We start from the raw sequence: 19,558 nt of genomic DNA, 5'->3' as shown, positions 1-19,558 counted from the left end.
CGCCCGACACGCAGAAATTTCCGAGACTCCCTGAGGTTTCCGTGGGGATCCGGTTGCCACGGAGACGTCAAGGACGTGTCGGGCGGGGAGGGAGACCGGGTCAGCGGGTGGTGGGCTGACCGGGCACGGAGACGTCGTACACGTCGGCCTTCTGGCGCAGCAGGATGGCGATCACCTTCGCCTTGTCCTCGGACTGCTCCGCGCTCCCCCACACGATCGTGCGGCCGTCGCGCAGCTTCAGGGAGATCTGGTCGACGGTGTGCAGCTCGACGTAGTCGACCTTGCGAGCGATGGTCGTCGGCAGGCTGGCCAGGACGTTGGCGCCCTCGGCGACGGCCTCGTCGACGGTGTCGTCGTCGACCTTGAGCCGCGGCAGGTTCCCGGGCATCTTCGGGTAGCTGCGGAACGCGAACCCGGTCGCGTCGATGCCCCGGTAGGTGCCCCCGCGCTCGACCACGGCCACCGCGACCCGCTCGGTCACCCGCACCAGGATGCGGTCGGGCCACTCGCGTGAGACGTCGGCGGAGGCCACGGCGGGCAGGTCCTCGAGCCGGTCCTTGATCGCGCCCATGTCGGCGCGGGCCAACGGCTCACCGGAGCGTACGTCGGCAGCGGCCAGTACCTGCTCCTCGGTGAGCAGCTTGTTGCCCTCGACGTCGACGCCCTTCACGGCGAGGACGGAGGAGAAGTAGACCAGCCAGACCCCGACCACCAGGGCGAGCGCCAGGACGGCGGAGATCACCACGAGGCGCAGCCGGAGCCATCGCCGAGCCCACTGCCTGCGCGCGAACCGCCGGCGGCTCAGCTCTTCCTCCGGCAGGTCCCTGCGGAAGGACTCAAGCACTGCCGTTTCCCTCCCGGGGAGCGAGCAGCTCGAGGACCTGCGGACCGACCTCGGTGACGTCACCGGCGCCCAGGGTCAGGACCATGTCGCCGGGTCGGGCGATCTCGACGAGCACGGCCGCCGCGTCGACCCGGTCGGGGATGAAGCGCACCGACTCGGCCGGCAGCGGGACCGCGTCGGCCACGAGCCGTCCGGTGACGTCGGGGTCGGGGTCCTCGCGGGCCACGTAGACGTCGAGCACGACCACCTCGTCGGCGACGCCGAGGGCCTCCCCCATCGCCGTACCGAAGATGCGGGTGCGGGAGACCAGGTGCGGCTGGTAGCAGACGATCAGCCGGCCCTTGCCCGCGACAGCGCGCGCGGCCTGGAGGTCGCCGGCGATCTCGACGGGGTGGTGCGCGTAGCTGTCGTAGACACGCACCCCCGCGACCTCGCCCTTGCGCTCCATGCGGCGGCGCGACCCGGTGAAGCCGGCCAGCCCCGTGGCCAGCGCGTCGAAGGCAAACCCGAGCCTCAGGCCCAGGGCCAGCGCGGCCAGTGCGTCGAGGACGTAGTGGCGTCCGGGGATCTGGAGCTCGACGGTGCCGAGCGTCTCGTCACCCTGCACGACGGTGAAGCGTGAGTTGCTGCCCTCGAAGACGAGGTCGACGGCCCGCAGGTCGGCCGCCGCGGACTCGCCCACACCGATCACCTCGCGGCCCTTGTCGCGTGCCAGGTCGGCGAGGGACGCGGCTCCTTCGTCGTCGACGCAGCAGACCAGGAATCCGTCGGTGTCGAGGGTGTCGACGAACTCGACGAACGCCGCGCGGTAGGCCTCCTCGGTGCCCCACACGTCGAGGTGGTCGGCCTCGACGTTGGTGACGATGCCGGCACGTGGCCGGTAGACCAGGAACGCACCGTCGCTCTCGTCGGCCTCGGCGACGAACAGGTGTCCGGCGCCGTCGTGGGCGTTGCTGCCGGTCTGCACGAGCACGGCACCGATGGCGTACGTCGGGTCGGCGCCGGCCTCGAGCAGGGCCATGGTCAGCAGGGACGTGGTGGTGGTCTTGCCGTGGGTGCCGGCCACGGCCAGCACCTGCTTGGCCGCCATCACGGACGCCAGTCCGGCCGACCGGGGCAGCATGCGCAGGCCGCGGCGGGTCGCCTCGAGCACCTCGGGGTTGTCCTCACGCGCGGCGGTGGTGACCACCACGGTGTCGGCGTCACCGACGTGCTCGGCGGCGTACCCGAGGTGGCAGGTGACACCGAGTGCGCGCAGGGCAGGGAGGAAGGGGGTGTCGTTGTCGTCGCTGCCGGTGACGTGGAGGCCGCGCTGGGCCATGATCTTGGCGATGCCGGACAGGGCAGCGCCGCCGATGCCGATGAAGTGGACCCGGCCGAGCTGGTCGGCGGGCAGGAGCACGTCGGGAACCGGGATCTTCATCGCGCGGCCTCCAGGATCATGCGGGCCAGCTTCTCGTCGGCGTCCAGCGGGATCACGTGTGCCGCGGCGGCGCCCATCTGCGCCAGCCGCTCCGGGTCGGTGAGCAGTGCCGGGACGGTGGCCGAGATCCACTCGGACGTGAGTGCCTCGTCGCTGACCAGCAGCCCACCTCCGGCGTCGACCACCGGCCGGGCGTTGAGTGCCTGCTCGCCGTTGCCGATCGGCAGCGGGACGTAGATCGCGGGCAGGCCGACGCCCGAGACCTCGGTGACGGTGTTGCTGCCCGAGCGGCAGAGCACCGCGTCGGAGGCGGCGTACGCGAGGTCCATGCGGTCGACGTAGTTGACCACGACGTACGGCGTCGAGGTCTGCGGCTGGGCGAGCGTGTGCTTGGGGCCGACGATGTGGAGCACCTGGACGCCGGCCGCGGCGAAGGCCGGGGCGGCCGCGGCGACGGAGTCGTTCAGGCTGGTCGCGCCCTGCGATCCACCGGTCACCATCAGCGTCGGGAGGTCGGGGTCGAGGCCGAAGGTGGCCCGGCCCTCGGCGCGCAGGGCCTGGCGGTCGAGGGTGGCGATCATCCGCCGGATCGGCAGGCCGACGTACGTCGCGTGGCGCAGCTCGCTGTCGGGGAACGAGGTGGCCACGTGGATGGTGAGACGGGCACCGAGACGGTTCGCGATGCCTGGCAGGGCGTTGCCCTCGTGGACCACGATCGGCACGTGCCGCTTGCGTGCGGCGAGGTAGGCCGGGACGGAGACGTAGCCGCCGAACCCGACCACGACGTCGGGACGGACCCGGTCGATCACCTCGAGGGCCGCGGCGCGTGCGGCGCGCAGCTTGCCCGGGGTACGCAGCAGGGCCTTGCCGGGACGACGGGGCAGCGGCACCCGCGGCACGAACTCCAGCGGCAGCCCGGCCTCGGGGATCAACCGGGCCTCGAGGCCCTCACGGGTGCCGAGGCAGGTGACCTCGGTGGCCGGGTCGAGGCGGCGCAGCGCATCGGCGGTTGCGAGCAGGGGTGAGGTGTGGCCGGCAGAACCTCCGCCGGCGAGAAGGACGCGCATCAATTTCCTCGACGAGTTGAACCGGCCGACAGCCCGGCCGAGCGGTTTCGCTTGCGTGCCGCCAGCGCCTTGGCAGCGTCGGGCTCGGACCGGGCGAACCCGATCAGCAGACCCAGCGCGACGAGCGACGGCAGCAGTGCGGAACCACCATAGGAGACCAGCGGTAGCGGGATGCCGACGACCGGCAGCATGGCCAGCACCATGCCGACGTTGATGATCATCTGGCCGAGCAGCCAGATGGTGATGCCGAAGGACGTGTAGCGCACGAACGGGTCGCGGGTGTGCGTGGCCACCCGGATCGCGGCGTACGCGATGGTGAGGAAGAGGGAGAGCACCAGGAGCGTGCCGACCAGGCCGAGCTCCTCACCGAGCACGGCGAAGATGAAGTCGGTGTGCGCCTCGGGCAGGTCGCCCCACTTCTGCTGGCTGGCTCCGATGCCCTGACCGAACCAGCCGCCGGTGGCCAGCGCATAGAGTCCGTGGGCCGGTTGCCAGCCCGCGTCGTGGTACTCCTTGAACGGGTCGACGAAGTTGAGCAGCCGGCCGCGGCGCTCCTCGTTGGTGGTGGCCAGGTAGAACGCGCCCACGCCGACCACCGAGATGGCCAGGGCGAACAGCCGGGCCGGGGCCCCCACCACCCACAACATGGACAGCATGATCGCCATCAGCACCAGTGCCGTGCCGAGGTCGCGCTGGAGCAGGACCAGGGCGATGACCAGGCCCATGCCCGGCACCACCGGCATCATCACGTGGTGCAGCTCGGGGAGCCGGCGCTGCTTGTTGGCGTAGACGTGCGCGGCCCAGAGGATCACCGCGAGCTTGGCGATCTCGGAGGGCTGGATCGCGATCGGTCCGACGGCCAGCCAGTTGGTCTGTCCGTTGCGGGTCAGGCCCAGCGGCGTGCGGGTCAGCGCCAGCAGCAGCATCGAGCCCAACAGTGCCGGCCAGACCATCTTGCGGATGAACCGTTGGGGCATGCGGGAGGCGACGAACGCCACCGGCAGCCCGATCACCACCCACATCAGCTGGCGCTTGACGACCGCGTAGGAGTCGCCGTTCTCGCGGTAGGAGTAGACGCTCGAGGCCGACATCACCATGATCAGCCCGATGGTGAGCAGCAGTGCGGACGCACCGAGCAGCAGGTAGTAGGACGTCAACGGCCGGTCCAGGGCGCCGCGGATGAGGCTGATCCGGTCGGCCAGGGCCTCGATGAACCGGGCCGGGCCGGAACGACGACGGGACTGCGTACGACGGGACTGGCGGGCCGGCGACCCGACAGCCGACTCACGCTCGGTCGTCGTACTGGCCACCTGTGCCCCTCCGGTCATTCCTGTCGTGCGACGTGGCGGTGAACCGCCTCTGCAAACCTGTCTCCGCGTTCGCCGTAGTTGGCGAACATGTCCATGGAGGCACAGCCCGGTGCCAGCAGCACCGTGTCGCCCGGCTGAGCCAGGCCCACGGCGGCAGCCACCACCTCGTCCATGGGTGAATCCTGCGCCCCAGTCTCCCCGGCACCGATCTCGATGACGGGCACATCCGGTGCGTGTCGCGAAAGGGCGTCGGCGATCACATGGCGGTCGGCTCCGAGGAGTACGACGCCACGCAGGCGCGGGTGCACCTTCTTCACGAGGTCCTCGAACCGGGCCCCCTTGGCCAGCCCTCCAGCCACCCAGACCACGTGGTCATAGGCCTGCAGCGAGGACTCGGCGGCGTGCGGGTTGGTCGCCTTCGAGTCGTCGACCCATTCGACCTCGTCGTGGAAGGCGACCAGGGCGATGCGGTGCCCGTCTGGCCGGAAGGCGCGCAACCCGTCACGGACGGCGGTCTGCGAGACTCCGTGCGCCCGGGCCAGGGCCGCGGCGGCGAGGGCGTTGGCCACGAAGTGCGGCGCCGGCGAGGCGAGGTCGGCGATCGTGCAGAGCTCGGCGGCGCTGCTCCCGCGCTGCTCGATGAAGGCCCGGTCGACCAGCATGTCCTCGACCACCCCGAGCATCCCGACGCCAGGCATGCCGAGGGTGAACCCGATCGCGCGGGCGCCTTCTTCGACGTCGGCCTCGCGGACGAGCTCCTCCGTGGCCGGGTCGGCGAGGTTGTAGACGCAGGCCTTCTGCACGTGTTCGTAGATGCGACCCTTGTCGGCGGCGTAGTCGGCCATCGGGTCGTCGCCGTCGTACCAGTCGAGGTGGTCCTCGGCGAGGTTGAGCACCACCGACGACTCGGCCCGCATGGACGACGTGTAGTGCAGCTGGAAGCTGGAGAGCTCGACGGCGAACACGTCGTACGGCTCAGGGTCCATGACGGCTTCCACGATCGGCAGACCGACGTTGCCGACCGCGACACTGCGCAGCCCGGCCGCCTTCAGGATCGAGTCGAGCATCTGCACGGTCGTGGTCTTGCCGTTGGTGCCGGTCACCGCCAGCCAGGGCGCCGCGTGGGCGGGGTCGCGCAGCCGCCAGGCCAGCTCGACCTCGCCCCAGACGGGTACGCCGCGCTCCCCCGCCTGGGCCAGCAGTGGGGCGTCCGGACGCCATCCGGGCGACGTGACCAGCAGGTCGACGTCGTCGGGCAGGGTGGCCGTGGTGCCCGCACCCAGGCGGATGTCGGCGCCGAGGCTGCGCAACAGCTCGGCCTTCTCCTCCTTGCCGTCGGGCTTCTCGTCCATCGCGATCACGGTGGCACCGAGGAAGAGCAGGTTGTCGGCGGCCGCGAAACCGGAGACGCCGAACCCGGCGACGGCCACGCGGACCCCCTGCCAGGAGTCGTGACGGCCGAGGGTGTCGAGGTTCACGTGCCGGCCACCCATTCGGCGTAGAAGATGCCGAGGCCGGTGGCGACGCAGAGACCGGTGATGATCCAGAAGCGGATCACGACGGTGACCTGCTCCCAGCCGATCATCTCGAAGTGGTGGTGGATCGGCGCGATCCGGAACACCCGGTGACCGGCCTTGACCCGGAACACCGAGCGGAACAGGCCGCTGGCGCGGCTGACCTTGAAGACGCTCACCTGGATGATCACGGAGAGCGTCTCCACCACGAAGAGCCCACCGACGATCAGCAGCAGCAGCTCCGTGCGGGTCAGGATGGCCAGGCCGGCGAGGGCGCCGCCGAGGGCCAGGGAGCCGGTGTCGCCCATGAAGATCTGCGCCGGCGAGGCGTTCCACCAGAGGAACCCGAAGCAGGCGCCGGTGATGGCCGCGGCGATGACGGCCAGGTCGAGCGGGTCACGCACCTCGTAGCAGCGGCCGTAGGTGATGTCGTTCTGCCCGCACCACTGGTTGTTCTGCCAGATGTTGACCAGCGTGTAGGCACCGAAGACCATCACGGACGCCCCCGCGGCCAGGCCGTCGAGCCCGTCGGCGAGGTTGACCGCGTTGCTGGTGCCGGTCACGATCACCCAGATCAGCAGGATCACGAGGATCGAGGGCAGCACGAAGCCGGTGTCGCGGATGAACGAGATGTGCGTCGAGGCGGGCGTGCGTCCGCGGTCGTCCTCGAGCCAGGGAGAGAGCGCCAGCACACCGAAGACGAGGGCGATCAGGGTCTGCCCGATCATCTTCGCCTTGCTGCGCAGGCCCAGGTTGCGCTGCTTGTAGATCTTGATGAAGTCGTCGAGGAAGCCGACCAGGCCGAGCCCGACGAAGAGGAACAGCAGCAGCAGCGCGGAGGCCGAGGGCAGGTCCTGGGTGACCAGCTTGGCGAACGCGTAGCCCATGACGCTGGCGAAGATGATGACGGTGCCACCCATGGTCGGGGTGCCCCGCTTGGTGTGGTGGCTGGTCGGGCCGTCCTCGCGGATCTCCTGGCCGTAGCCCTTGGACGACAGCACCTTGATCGCGTAGCGGGTGCCGATCAGGGACAGCAGCAGCGCGAGCCCTCCACTGAGCAGGATCGCTCTCATTCCTGCTTCTCCTCCACGTGTTCGGGCTCCGGCCCGGTGTCCTGTCCTGGCTGGTCCGGTGAGGACCGGCGTGTGACTCTAGGGCCCAACTGCTGCGCGATCCATTCGAGCGCCGCCCCGCGCGAGGCCTTCACGAGCACGACGTCGTCGGCGACCATGTTCTCGCGCAACCATGCCAGAGCGGCAGCCCGGTCCGCGACGTACAACGCCGCGGAGGGGCCGGGTGTGACGTTCGCCGCTCCCTCGAGCACGGCCCGGGCACCCTCACCGACCACGAGCAGTACGTCGACGCCGGCCCGGGCGGCATGCTCCCCGAGGTCGCGGTGGTCGGCCTCGGCACCGGCTCCGAGCTCGCGCATCTCCCCCAGCACGGCGATGCTCCGCCCGCCGCGACGCCCGGCAATGGCCAGCAGTGCGGAGATCGCGGCGCGCATCGAGGCCGGGTTGGCGTTGTAGGCGTCGTTGACGACCACCGGTCCGTCGGGCAGCTCGTGCAGCTCCATGCGCCACGGCGACAGGCTGGTCGCCGCGGACAGCCCGGTCGCGATGTCGACCGCCGAAAGTCCTGCCGCGTGGGCCATGGCCGCCGCGGCGGCTGCGTTGTGGAGCTGGTGCTCCCCGGTCTGGCGCAGGGTGACCGGATGCCGCTCACCGGCGATTTCGAGTACGGCGGACGCGCGGTCGAGGTCGTCGTACGTCGTGTCGTGCCAGGTGACGTCGGGGGCACCGGAGAGCCCGAAGCGGACCACCCGGGCGGCCGTGCGCGGGCCCATCACGGAGGTCAGCTCGTCGTCGGCGTTGATCACTGCGACCCCGTCGGCGGGCAGCGCTTCGAGGATCTCGCCCTTGGCCACCGCGATCGCCTCGCGCGAGCCGAACTCCCCCACATGGGCGGTCCCGACGTTGAGCACGGCCGCGATCGTGGGCGGTGCGACGTCGCAGAGGTAGGTGATGTGGCCGATGCCCCGGGCACCCATCTCGACGACCAGGAACCGGGTGTCGGTGGTGGCCCGCAGTGCGGTCAGCGGCACCCCGAGCTCGTTGTTGAGGTTGCCGAGGGTGGCCACGGTGGGTCCGGCCGCGGCGAGCACCTGGGCCAGGTAGTCCTTGGTGCCGGTCTTGCCCTGGCTGCCGGTCATCGCGAGCACGGTGAGGCCGGGCAGCGCGTCGAGCACGTGCCGGGCCAGCCGACCCAGGGCGACCACCGGGTCGGCGACGACGACCGTCGGCACATCTGTGGCCCGGGAGCCGAGGACCGCAGCGGCACCGGCCGCCACCGCACCGGCGGCGTAGTCGTGGCCGTCGACCCGCTCGCCGACGACGGCGACGAAGAGTCCGCCGGGCTCGACCTGCCGACTGTCGAGGAAGGCGGGGGCGGAGACGACCACGGCGGGGTCGCCGGCCACCTCGCCGTCGACGGCTTCGGCGATCTGGGCCAGCGTGAGGGCGATCATCGGGTGGCCTCTTCGCGGACGACCTCGCGGTCGTCGAAGGGGTGCACCACTCCGTCGACCTCCTGGCCGGTCTCGTGGCCCTTGCCGGCGACCAGCACGATGTCGCCGAAGCGGGCCCGGGCCAGTGCCTCGCGAATGGCCTCGCGGCGGTTGCCGATCTCGAGCACCTCGGCAGGGCCTGCTGTCGTGCCGGCCAGCACCTCGGACCGGATCGCCGCGGGATCCTCGGAGCGTGGGTTGTCGTCGGTGACGATCACGACGTCGGCCAGCCGCGCGGCGATCTCGCCCATCACGGGTCGCTTGCCGGTGTCGCGGTCGCCGCCGGCCCCGATCACGATGATCAGCTGCCCGTCCGTCAGTGGCCGCAGGGTGCGCAGTGCGGCCTCGACGGCGTCCGGTTTGTGCGCGTAGTCGACGACCACGCTGTAGCCGTGGGGCACCGCCACCTGCTCGAGCCGTCCCGGCACGCCGCTCCCCCGGGCCATCGCGCCGGCGACCGTGGTGACGTCGTACCCGACCTCGGCGGTGGCCGCGATCGCGGCGAGCGCGTTGGCGACGTTGAAGTCGCCGGGGATCGGCACCGACGTGCGGACACGTAGGTCGCCCGGGCCGACCACCGTGAACGAGGAGCCGTCGGGGGCCAGGTCGATGTCGACGGCCCGCCAGTCGGCCTTCGGGTCGACGAGGCTGAACGAGCGCATCGGGATGGTTGCCTCGGCGAGCAGGCGTCGGCCGTGCTCGTCGTCGAGGTTGACCAGGCCGAGGCGGGCACGTTCGGGCGTGAACAGCGACGCCTTGGCGGCGAAGTAGCTCTCCACGTCGTGGTGGAAGTCGAGGTGGTCGCGACCCAGGTTCGTGAAGACCGCGACGTCGAACACGACGCCGTCGACCCGCCCCATCACGAGGGCGTGGCTGGAGACCTCCATCGCGCAGGCCTCGACCCCGCGTTCGCGCATCATCGCGAACAGGCCGTGCAGGTCGGGCGCCTCCGGCGTGGTCAACGAGGTCTTGATCTCGTCACCGTCGACGCGCGTGCCGACGGTGCCGATCACCGCCGCGTGCACGCCCGCGCCCTGCAGCGCCACCTCGGCGAGGCGCGTGGTGGTGGTCTTGCCCTGGGTGCCGGTGACCGCGATCATCCGCATGCTCCGGGCGGGCTCGTCGTGCAGGCGGGCGGCCAGCCGACCGAGGCGGGCCCGCGGCTCGTCGACGATCAGCACCGGGATGTCGAGGTCGGCCAGGAGCGCTCCCCCTGCCTCGTCGGTCAGCACCGCCACGGCACCCGCCGCCACCGCGTCGGCGGCGTACGACGCCCCGTGGACGCGCGCACCGGGGAGGGCCGCGTAGAGGTCGCCGGGCAGGACCCGGTGGGAGCTCAGGGAGATGCCGGTGACCGCGGACTGATCGGTCGCCTCGACGCCGAGCCAGCCGGCCACCTCCGACAGCGGGGTCTGTCGCGGTTCAGCGGGCCGCGTCGCCCTCAGTTCCTTGTCGCTCACCACGGCGCGAGGCTATCGCGCAGCGCTGGCCGGCCCTCCGCGACGTCACCGTCGCAGGTCACCACTCGACCGGGAGTGTGGTGGGGCTGGTGCCGGTGGGTGCGACGCCGTACTTGCGCAGCAGGTAGGTCATCACCTTGCGGAACACCGGGCCGGCGGCCGCGCCACCGCCCTGGCCGTTGCGCGGGTTCTGGATGACGACGTAGACGGTGAAGCGCGGGGCGTCGGCGGGGGCGAACCCGCCGAACGAGACGGTGAAAGTGCCGTCGTAGCAGGCGCACTCCTTGCCGACGCGCTGGGCGGTTCCGGTCTTGCCGGCCACCCGGTAGCCGGTGATGGCGCTGGTCGGCGCGATGCCGTCCACCGGGTCGGTGACCAGCTCCATCATCTCGGAGGTCTGCCGTGCGGCGTCCTCGCTGACGACGCGGCGGGTGGTCGAGGTGGAGGTGCCGACCTTCGTACCGTCGTCGGTGACCGCCGAGCCCTTGATGATGTTGGGGTCGACGTGGATGCCGCCGTTGGCGATGGTGTTGACCGCCGCCGCCATCTGGACGGCGTTCACGCTCAGGCCCTGGCCGAACGCGATGTTGTCCTGGCCGAGCTGCCCCCACGTGGAGGGGTCGGGGAGCCGGCCGCCGCTCTCGCCACGCACCCCGATGTTCGTGCGCTGGCCGAGGCCGAACGCGGTCAGGTAGGCGTGCAGCTGCTCCGGGGTGAACTGGCGCGCGGACAGGGCGGTGCCGATGTTGGAGGACTTCGACAGTGCGCCGGCGGCGGTCAGGTGGATCGTCTCGTGGTCCCAGTGGTCGTGGATCGGCGCGCCCTGGCTCTCGAGGACCGGGGGCACGGTGATCGGCGTGCGCGGGGTGATCTTGCCGGCGTCGATCAGTGAGGCGAAGGTGAGCACCTTCTCCACCGAACCGGGCTCGTAGGGGTCGCTGGTGGCCCGTGAGCCGAGGTTGCGCTTCGGCGACTCCAGCGGCTCGTTCGCGTTGTACGACGGGTAGTCGGCGTCGGCGAGGATCTCGCCGGTCTCGACGTTCATCGCGATCGCGGTGCCCGAGTCGGCCTTGGCGCCGCGGACCGCCTCACGCAGCACCCGCTGGGTGAAGAACTGCACGTCGCGCTCGATGGTGAGCTGGAGGTCCTGCCCGTCGACCGGCTTGACCGTGTTGTTGGTGCCGAGCGGGATGCGGTTGCCGCCACCCACCTCGTAGGTGGTCTCGCCGTCGACGCCGGAGAGCTGCTTGTCGAAGGTGCGCTCGAAACCGGCCAGGGCCTCGTCCTCGCCGAGGAACCCGATGAGGTTCGCGGCGATGTCGTCGGCCGGATAGTCGCGCATCGGGTCACGCTCGGTGGTGAGTCCCTTGTAGCCCTTCTCCTCGAGCGCGTCGACGACCCGGCGGGCCTTGGTGGAGGGCACCCGCCGGGCGATGTACTGGTAGCGGGTGTCGTCCTTGCGGAGCCTGCCCAGCGTCGCGAAGTAGTCGATGCCGAGCTCTTGGGAGAGGTAGGACGCGATCGGTCCGGCGTTCTCCTCGGTCATCTGCGGGTCGGCGATGATCCGCAACCCGTCGACCGTGCTGGCCAGCTCGACCCCGTTGCGGTCGACGATGGCACCGCGCGCGGCGGGCAGGTCGACGGTCTGGACACCCTCGCGTGCGGCCATCGCGGCGTACGCGTGCGGGTCGATGCCCTGGAGCTGGAGCAGCCGGGCACCGAACGCGGAGAGCACCATCGCGATCACCACGAAGCCGAACCGCAGCCGGAACAGGGCGGACCCGCGGGCCGGTGCCCGTGTGGTCTGGGGTCGAAGGCTCAACGGGTGCTCCCGTCTCCCTGGCTGGTGGTCGACGAGTCATTCCTACCCGAGCCGTTGTTCCGCTTTGCCTCGGCACGCCGCTCCGCCGCGGTCTTCCGCTTCACCTTGATGATCACCGGATCGGGGTCGAGCGCCTTCGGCTTGCGGGCCTCGGGCGGGCGCACGTCGTACGCGTCGGCGGCCGAGGCCGGGATCGGGTTGCCGATCACCTTGCCGTCCTGCAGCTTGATGAACGCGGGATTCATCGCCGGCACCATGCCGTAGCGCTGGGCCTCCTCGGCCAGGCGCTGGGGCGCGCGCAGCTCCTCCAGCTCCATCTGGAGTCCCTGCTCGCGGGCGGTGAGCTCGCTGGCCTGCTGCTCGAGGTCGGTGGCGGCGAACGAGTTCTGCTGCATGTTGGTGTTGAACATCAGGAGCCCCACCACGCCGGCCACCAGCAGGAGGCTGACCAGGGTGACGAACGGCACCCGCGGGGTGCGGGTGCGCAGCCGGGGTACGACGCTGAGACGGGCGCGCTCGACCGCGGCCTCGGCAATGCGTTGGACACGAACCCGGCTCTGGGGAAGAGGGCTGCTCATGAGGAGGCTCCTGTGTCTCGAAGTCGTTCTATGGCACGAAGGCGGACCGATGCGGCCCGCGGGTTGTCGGAGAGCTCGGGCTCACGGGCCTTCTCGGCGCCGCGGGTGACGGTCCGGAAGGTGGGCTCGTGGCCGGCGGGGACGAACGGCATGTCCGGCGGTACGTCGGTGCTGGTGGCCGCCGTGAACGCGTGCTTGACCAGCCGGTCCTCCAGCGAGTGGTAGGCCTCGACGACCACGCGACCGCCCACTCCCACCGCGTCGATCGCGGCCGGAATGGCACGGCGCAGCACGTTCAGCTCGTCGTTGACCTCGATGCGCAGGCCCTGGAAGGTGCGCTTCGCGGGGTGTCCGCCGGTCCGCCGGGCAGGTGCCGGAATCGCGGTGTACAGCAGCTCGACGAGTCGGGCCGAGGTCGTGAACGGCTCCTTCTCGCGCTCGCGCACGATGTGCTGGGCGATCCGGCGGGCGAACTTCTCCTCGCCGTAGTCGCGCAGGATGCGGGTCAACTCCTCCACCGGGTAGGTGTTGAGCACGTCTGCGGCGGTGGGGCCCTCGGTGTCGTTCATCCGCATGTCGAGCGGCGCGTCCTGGGCGTAGGCGAAGCCGCGCTCCCGGACGTCGAGCTGCATCGAGGAGACCCCGAGGTCGAAGAGCACCGCGTCGACATGGTCCAGTCCCTGCTCGTCGAGCACCCGCGGGATCTCGTCGTACACGGCGTGCACGAGCGTCACCCGGTCGCCGTACGGCGCGAGTCGCTCACCGGCCATGGCCAGGGCGTTGGGGTCGCGGTCGATGCCGAGCAACCGGGCCTGCGGGCAGGCCTCGAGCACGGCCTCGCTGTGTCCGCCGAGGCCGAGGGTGGCGTCGATGAACGTGGCGCCGGGCCGATCGAGGGAAGGCGACATCAGAGCGACGACCCGATCCAGGAGGACCGGGACGTGGCGGGGGCTGGTCATGGAATCCCTGGCCTACCGACCGAGTGACATCAGGAGTAGGAGCGCGACGGTCAGGGTCACCGAGACCCCGGCGGAGAAGGCCATCAACGCGACCACGTCGCGGGCCCGGTCGCGCACCCGAGGTGTCGCGTGCGGCGTGCCGCTGACACTCATGCTCATGGTTCGACCCCTGGCTCATTGATTGCGTGTGGTGCTGGTGCTGCGGGTGCTGGATCGCAGGGCCAGGTCCCTGCCCGCTCCCCTCGAAGGGGGAAGTTGTCGTCTGGAATCGGGGAAGTGACCCCAGATGACAGTCAGGGAGCGGGCTCGAGACCTCGTCCTGCGATCCAGCTGTTGAGTTCGTCGTCGTGCCGGTGCTGCTGGCTCAGATGCCGGGGAACACTTCGTCGCTGAGCTCGGAGAACTTCTGCTCCTGCTCCTCGGAGTACTCCTGCCACGAGGCGGGGTCCCAGATCTCGATCCGGTTCATCGCCCCGATCACCATCACGTCCTTGCGGAGGGAGGCGTAATCCCTCAGCACCGACGGAATGCCGATCCGGCCCTGCTTGTCAGGAACCTCCTGTGACGCCGCCGCGAACAGCATGCGGACGTAGTCACGAGTGCCCTTGTTGGTGACCGGCGCCTCGCGGAGCCGGTCGGTCAGTCGGCTGAAGTCCTCCATCGACCACACGGTGAGGCAGCGCTCCTGCCCCCGCGTGACGACAAGCCCCTCGGCCAGGTCGTCCCTGAACTTTGCCGGGAGGAACAGGCGGCCCTTGTCGTCGAGCTTGGGCGTGTAGGTGCCGAAAAACATCCGGCACCTCCCCTGTCAGGTCCTACTGTCCTCCACTTCGCCCCACATTACTCCACTCTCATCCACCGTCAACCATTCCCCGCGCGTTTCTCCCACCGATTTGGGCCGTACGGCGACCAGGCGGCCGGGCGGTCGTCGTACGACGGGAAACCGGTGGCCATCTCGTTTGCGCAGGTCAGCGCCACTTTTCGACTCGGGAGCCGACTTCGGTGGTGCGCCGGTGGAGCAGATCGGCGCGCGGTGGTGGAGCGAAGTGGAGGAAAAGGTGGAGAAAAACCGCGCAGGTCACGAACCGATCCCGATCCCGCGTCGTCTGAGGTATGGACAACCAGACATACGCTTGACTGGTCGGGGAACGGGGCGCCGGTTCGGGAGCGCCCGCGAACAGGGACGTGGAGGCACGCGGTGGCGGCGGAAACAGGTGACGTCGAGAACGTCGCGCGGGTGGCAGCGAAGGTGCGCGACAACATCGACGCGGTCATCGAGGGCAAGACCGAGGTGGTCACCACGGCGGTGACGGTGCTGCTTGCCGAGGGCCACCTCCTGATCGAGGACATCCCGGGTGTCGGCAAGACGATGTTGAGCAAGGCGCTGGCCCGGTCGATCGACTCGACGGTGCGCCGCATCCAGTTCACCCCGGACCTGCTGCCCTCCGACGTGACCGGGGTCAGCATCTTCAACCAGGACACGCGGGAGTTCGAGTTCCGGCCCGGCGGCATCTTCGCCAACATCGTGGTCGGCGACGAGATCAACCGGGCCTCCCCCAAGACGCAGTCCGCGCTCCTGGAGTGCATGGAGGAGCACCAGGTCACCGTCGACGGGAACACCTGGCAGCTCGAGTCGCCGTTCATGGTGATCGCCACCCAGAACCCGATCGAGATGGAGGGCACCTACGCGCTCCCCGAGGCGCAGCGCGACCGGTTCATGGCCCGCATCTCCATGGGCTACCCGGTGCACGCAGCCGAGATCGCGATGCTCGCCTCCCACACCAGCCGCAACCCGCTCGACGACCTCGAGCCGGTCACCGACGCCAGCGAGATCCGCAAGATGATCGGCATCGTCAACGGCATCCACTGCGCCGACGCCGTGCTGCGCTACGCGGTGGCACTGACCACGGCCACCCGCAACACCCCCGACCTCAACCTCGGGGCCTCGCCGCGCGCGTCCCTCCACCTGATCCGTGCGGCCAAGGCGTACGCCGCGGTGCACGGACGCAACTACGTGCTGCCCGACGACGTCCACGCAATGGCCCGGCCGGTGCTCGCGCACCGCCTGCTGCCCAGCGTCGAGGCCGCGATGAGCAGCCGCACGACCGGCGCCATCCTCGACTCGCTGGTCGCCGCAGTACCGGTTCCGACGGCCTGACGAGAGCGAAGCAGACCACACGATGCGCACGGGACTCGCAGGACTCACCAGTCGGGGCAGGGCGTTCCTGGCCGCGGGCACGACAGCCGTGGTCTGCGCGATACTGCTCGGACAGGGGGCCCTGACCAGGGTCGGCGTGCTCCTGGTGGCCCTGCCGCTGATCGCGGCCTTCCTGATCGGCCGCAGTCGCTACCAGCTGTCGCTGGTGCGCACGGTCGGTCCCCAACTGGTCGCCGCCGGACAGCCGGCACAGGTCAGCCTCGAGCTCAACAACCAGGGCCGCACGCGGACCGGCCTGCTGCTCCTCGAGGACCAGGTGCCGTTCGTGCTCGGCACCCGGCCACGGTTCGTGGTCGACGGGATCCGCCACGACGTGCACCGTCGGGTGACCTACCAGGTGCGCTCCGACGTGCGCGGCAGGTTCGAGATCGGCCCGATGACGGTCCGCGTCAGTGACCCCTTCGGCCTGGTCGAGCTGGGCCGGGCCTTCCAGTCCACGGTGCCGGTGACCGTCACCCCGCGCACCGTCGCGCTGCCGACGATTCCACTGTCCGGGGCCTGGACCGGCTCCGGCGACAACCGGCCGCGCGCGTTCGCCACCGGCAGCGCCGAGGACGTCACCGTCCGCGAGTACCGCCGCGGCGACGACCTGCGCCGGGTCCACTGGCGCAGCAGTGCCCGGGTCGGCGAGCTGATGGTGCGTCGCGAGGAACAGCCCTGGCAGTCGCGGGCCACGGTCTTCATCGACAACCGGCTGACCGCCCATCGGGGGCAGGGGGTCGCCTCGTCACTCGAGGCTGCGGTCTCCGCGGCGGCATCGATCGCCGTGCACCTGACGCAGCGCGGGTTCACCGTCCGCCTGGTCACCGCCGAGGGCGAGGACCCGAACACGGCCTGGCACGACCGCGGCTCCGCGCAGAACACCGGTCCCCTCCTCGAGGCGCTGGCCGTGATCGCGCCGACCCAGCGTTCGCACCTCGCCACCGACTGGCTCGGCGACTCCACCCACTCCAGCCTGCTGGTCGGCGTGCTCGGTGGTCTCGACGACCACGACCAGGCCGTGCTGCGCCGCATGAGGCTGCACGGCTCCTCGCCGATGGCGATCGCCCTCGACGTCGACGCGTGGGGTCGGGCCCCGCGCTCCACCGTCGGCAAGAGCACCGCCGCCACCGCCGACTGGCTCAACGCGCTCGGCTGGCGCGCGGTCTCCTGCGGACCCACCGACCGACTGCCGACCCTCTGGCAGGAGCTCGGCCGCCGCGCCATCACCGGCGCCGACATCCCGCTGGAGAGCCACCCCTCCGCCCGTCCGCTGACCGGACTCACCGGCTTCACCCGCGGGGCCGAGTCATGACCGGGCGCGCGCACGCCGCTGTCTCACTGCCACTCGTGATGGCCACCGCCGTCACGTCGTGGTTCGCCCTGTGGTCCTGGGGCGGGTTCGTGCAGGCCTCCACGTCCTACCTGCCGGCGCTCTTCTTCGGCATCCCGTTCATCAGTGCGATCGGTGTGCTCACCCGGTGGGTGCGGTTCCCGATCATCGTCGTGGTGGCTGCCCAGCTGCTCGGCGTACTCCTCTTCGCGAATGCGGTCTACGGCACGTCGGTGATCCCCACCGGAGGATCCGTGACCGCCGCCGCGCAGGCCTTCGCCGACTCGTTGGAGGCGATGCGCCAGTACGCCGCCCCGGTGCCCACGCACGTGCGTGAGGTGGGGCCGGTCCTGGTCCTCGGCGGACTCGTCTGTCATGTCCTGGTCGACCTGTGCGCGGTGACCCTGGCCCGCGTTCCCGTCGCCGGACTGCCGCTGCTGATCATCTACACGTTGCCGGTCAGCATTCTCGACAAGTCGGTCAACTGGCTGGTCTTCGTGCTCACCGTCACCGGCTTCCTGATGATGCTCGCCCTCCAGGAGGGCGGCCGCATCTCGCGTTGGGGTCGACAGTTCGGTGCGCCGGTCGACGCCGAACGCATGTCGGTGTTCGGCGGACGCGATGCCCGCCGGCACCCCGTCGCACTGGGTGCGAGTGCCACCGCGCTGGCCCTGTTCGTGCCGTTGCTGATCCCGACGCTCGACCTGAACCTCATCGGTGGTGACGGTCCCGGCGGCGACGGCGACCGCGAGGTCCGCATCACCAACCCGATGACCGACCTGAAGCGCGACCTCGTGCAGGGCGCGGACGTACCCCTGGTCCGGGTCGACTCCCCCGGTCCGGCGCCGGAATACCTCCGCACGTCGGTGCTGACCACGTTCACCGGCCAGGCCTGGACGCCCGGCAACCGCGACCTCGAGGGCGACCAGGGTGCCACGGGCGAGATGCCGTACCCGATTGGGCTCAGCAACGTCTATCCGACGCGGACCCGCGACTGGAAGATCTCCATCTCCGACAACCTCAAGTCGTGGTGGCTGCCGACGCCGATGTACGTCGCCTCGATCGAGGCCGGCTCGGAATGGCGCTACGACGCGGAGATCCTCGACTTCTACACCGCCGACGAGGACCAGGACACCCGAGGCCTCAACTACTCCCTGACCGAGTTGATCCCCGACTTCAGCGGGCAGGAGCTCGCCGACGCGGGGGCTCCGCCGTCCAGCATCCAGACCCGTTTCACGGCCCTTCCCCAGATCCCGGACGAGGTCACGCAGCTGGCCCACGACCTCACCAAGGACTTCGACACAGACTTCGAGAAGGCGCAGGCGATCCAGCGCTACTTCCGCGGCGGGGACTTCCGCTACTCCACGACACCCGACCCGGGCAACGGGAACGACGCGTTGGTGGAGTTTCTCCAGGACAAGGTGGGCTACTGCGAGCAGTTCGCCTCCGCGATGGCGGTGATGGCGCGGTCCGTGGACATTCCGGCGAGGGTGGCCGTCGGGTTCTTCCAGGCCGACGAGTTGTCATCGGGCGAGTACGAATTCAGCTCCAAGGACCTGCACGCCTGGCCCGAGCTCTACTTCGAGGACGCAGGCTGGGTGAAGTTCGAGCCGACCCCGTCGTCCCACATCGGCTCCGTACCGTCGTACACCAACGACCGGATCGACCGCGAGAACCCCGACAACGACCCGAGCAACCAGACCAGCTCCTCCGCACCGACGCGCCGGCCCTCCGGGAACCAGCCGTCGACCGCCCCGCAGCAGGAGGACAAGAAGTCCGACGGCGACAAGGACACCGGCCTCTCCGTCGTCCCGTTCCTCTGGGGTGGGGGCGGGCTGCTGCTGTTGATCGGGCTCGCGCTGGCCCCGCGCATGCTGCGCCGGACCCGTGCCACCCGTCGCTGGCACGCGGGCGGCGACCCGGCCGAGGTGGCGTGGGTCGAGTTGCGTGACGTGGTCGTCGATGTCGGCCGTGCCTGGCCGTCGGGCCGCTCCCCACGGGCGACCGGGCGCGAGATCGCCGAGTTCTTCGGTGCCGAGGTCAGCTCTGCGAGCGAAGTGATTCCGCCGACCGGTCCGGAGACCAACCCGGCTGCGATGCGGTCGCTGACCGCTCTGGTGGCCGCCCTGGAGCAGTCCCGTTATGCGGCCACGCCGACGCTGATGGATGTCGACGAGGCCCGCTCGCACCTCGACCACTGCATCGGCGCCCTGCGTGGCGGGGTCACCCAGCGCGCTCGCTGGCGCGCGGACTGGCTGCCGGCGTCGCTGCTCTCCCCGGCCCCGTCGAGCGCCTCGGCTCGCGCCGCAGCCGGACGCCGGCACCGCACCGGTCCCATCGACCAGATGTCCTGACCCGTCGCCAGTTCATGGTGACCCGTCGCCAGTTCATCGCGACCCGTCGCCAGTTCGTGGCGACCCGTCGCCAGTTCATGGTGACCTGTCGCCAGTTCATGGTGACCCGTCGCCAGTTCTGACCCGAGGTG

Annotated in this window: 16 protein-coding genes; 3 read left to right on the top strand and 13 right to left on the bottom strand. The window is 70.5% G+C overall.

Annotation, left to right across the window (positions count from 1 at the left end; genetic code table 11):
• Positions 1-100: 100 nt before the first annotated feature.
• The 13 genes from ASH02_RS09435 to mraZ form a co-directional block, all read right to left on the bottom strand.
• Positions 101-844, bottom strand: coding sequence for a cell division protein FtsQ/DivIB (locus tag ASH02_RS09435; RefSeq protein ID WP_235530036.1), 744 nt, complete (start codon positions 842-844; stop codon positions 101-103).
• Positions 837-2,267 (bottom strand): UDP-N-acetylmuramate--L-alanine ligase, encoded by a 1,431-nt coding sequence (gene murC, locus ASH02_RS09430; protein WP_057294624.1) that lies wholly within the window; start codon positions 2,265-2,267, stop codon positions 837-839. Before murC ends, ASH02_RS09435 begins: the two co-directional genes overlap by 8 nt.
• On the bottom strand, positions 2,264-3,334 hold the full coding sequence (gene murG, locus ASH02_RS09425; RefSeq protein ID WP_056676799.1) for an undecaprenyldiphospho-muramoylpentapeptide beta-N-acetylglucosaminyltransferase: 1,071 nt from the start codon (positions 3,332-3,334) through the stop codon (positions 2,264-2,266). The genes murC and murG overlap by 4 nt, the downstream gene beginning before the upstream one ends.
• Positions 3,334-4,644: a putative lipid II flippase FtsW gene (gene ftsW / locus ASH02_RS09420; protein WP_235530035.1), complete on the bottom strand. Its 1,311-nt coding sequence runs from the start codon at positions 4,642-4,644 to the stop codon at positions 3,334-3,336. The genes murG and ftsW overlap by 1 nt, the downstream gene beginning before the upstream one ends.
• 14 nt (positions 4,645-4,658) lie before the next feature.
• Complete coding sequence (gene murD / locus ASH02_RS09415) at positions 4,659-6,137, bottom strand: UDP-N-acetylmuramoyl-L-alanine--D-glutamate ligase (RefSeq protein WP_056676797.1); 1,479 nt, start codon at positions 6,135-6,137, stop codon at positions 4,659-4,661.
• A complete protein-coding gene (mraY, locus tag ASH02_RS09410; RefSeq protein ID WP_056676794.1) occupies positions 6,119-7,231 on the bottom strand; it encodes a phospho-N-acetylmuramoyl-pentapeptide-transferase in 1,113 nt (370 codons plus the stop codon). Before mraY ends, murD begins: the two co-directional genes overlap by 19 nt.
• The gene (locus tag ASH02_RS09405; protein WP_082563520.1) at positions 7,228-8,685 is read right to left on the bottom strand and encodes a UDP-N-acetylmuramoyl-tripeptide--D-alanyl-D-alanine ligase; all 1,458 of its coding nucleotides are present in this window, start codon (positions 8,683-8,685) and stop codon (positions 7,228-7,230) included. Before ASH02_RS09405 ends, mraY begins: the two co-directional genes overlap by 4 nt.
• On the bottom strand, positions 8,682-10,121 hold the full coding sequence (locus ASH02_RS09400; RefSeq protein WP_327152720.1) for a UDP-N-acetylmuramoyl-L-alanyl-D-glutamate--2,6-diaminopimelate ligase: 1,440 nt from the start codon (positions 10,119-10,121) through the stop codon (positions 8,682-8,684). Before ASH02_RS09400 ends, ASH02_RS09405 begins: the two co-directional genes overlap by 4 nt.
• Positions 10,122-10,242: 121 nt before the next feature.
• A complete protein-coding gene (locus tag ASH02_RS09395) occupies positions 10,243-12,006 on the bottom strand; it encodes a peptidoglycan D,D-transpeptidase FtsI family protein (RefSeq protein WP_235532488.1) in 1,764 nt (587 codons plus the stop codon).
• The gene (locus tag ASH02_RS09390; RefSeq protein WP_056676789.1) at positions 12,003-12,584 is read right to left on the bottom strand and encodes a hypothetical protein; all 582 of its coding nucleotides are present in this window, start codon (positions 12,582-12,584) and stop codon (positions 12,003-12,005) included. The genes ASH02_RS09395 and ASH02_RS09390 overlap by 4 nt, the downstream gene beginning before the upstream one ends.
• Positions 12,581-13,543 carry a 16S rRNA (cytosine(1402)-N(4))-methyltransferase RsmH gene (gene rsmH / locus ASH02_RS09385; protein WP_056676787.1) on the bottom strand — a complete coding sequence of 321 codons (963 nt, stop codon included), beginning with the start codon at positions 13,541-13,543 and terminating at the stop codon, positions 12,581-12,583. The genes ASH02_RS09390 and rsmH overlap by 4 nt, the downstream gene beginning before the upstream one ends.
• Before the next feature lie 12 nt (positions 13,544-13,555).
• Complete coding sequence (locus tag ASH02_RS26035) at positions 13,556-13,702, bottom strand: hypothetical protein (protein ID WP_156388623.1); 147 nt, start codon at positions 13,700-13,702, stop codon at positions 13,556-13,558.
• A 205-nt stretch (positions 13,703-13,907) separates the two neighbouring features.
• Positions 13,908-14,336, bottom strand: a complete 429-nt coding sequence (gene mraZ, locus ASH02_RS09380) for a division/cell wall cluster transcriptional repressor MraZ (RefSeq protein WP_056676783.1) — start codon at positions 14,334-14,336, stop codon at positions 13,908-13,910.
• Positions 14,337-14,741: 405 nt separating this feature from the next.
• On the opposite strand from mraZ, the gene ASH02_RS09375 reads away from it, so the two are divergent.
• Genes ASH02_RS09375 through ASH02_RS09365 form a run of 3 tightly spaced genes read left to right on the top strand, consistent with a single transcriptional unit; the run spans position 14,742 to position 19,427 of the window.
• Positions 14,742-15,701, top strand: coding sequence for an AAA family ATPase (locus tag ASH02_RS09375; RefSeq protein ID WP_056676780.1), 960 nt, complete (start codon positions 14,742-14,744; stop codon positions 15,699-15,701).
• A gap of 22 nt (positions 15,702-15,723) precedes the next feature.
• The gene (locus ASH02_RS09370; RefSeq protein WP_082563519.1) at positions 15,724-17,055 is read left to right on the top strand and encodes a DUF58 domain-containing protein; all 1,332 of its coding nucleotides are present in this window, start codon (positions 15,724-15,726) and stop codon (positions 17,053-17,055) included.
• Positions 17,052-19,427, top strand: coding sequence for a transglutaminase family protein (locus tag ASH02_RS09365; protein WP_056676777.1), 2,376 nt, complete (start codon positions 17,052-17,054; stop codon positions 19,425-19,427). The genes ASH02_RS09370 and ASH02_RS09365 overlap by 4 nt, the downstream gene beginning before the upstream one ends.
• Positions 19,428-19,558: the final 131 nt, after the last annotated feature.

Origin of the sequence: Nocardioides sp. Soil796 (genome assembly GCF_001429525.1) — a bacterium.
GTDB lineage: Bacteria > Actinomycetota > Actinomycetes > Propionibacteriales > Nocardioidaceae > Nocardioides.
Note: the sequence above shows the minus strand (reverse complement) of the source record. Positions and strands in the feature narration are given on the sequence as shown.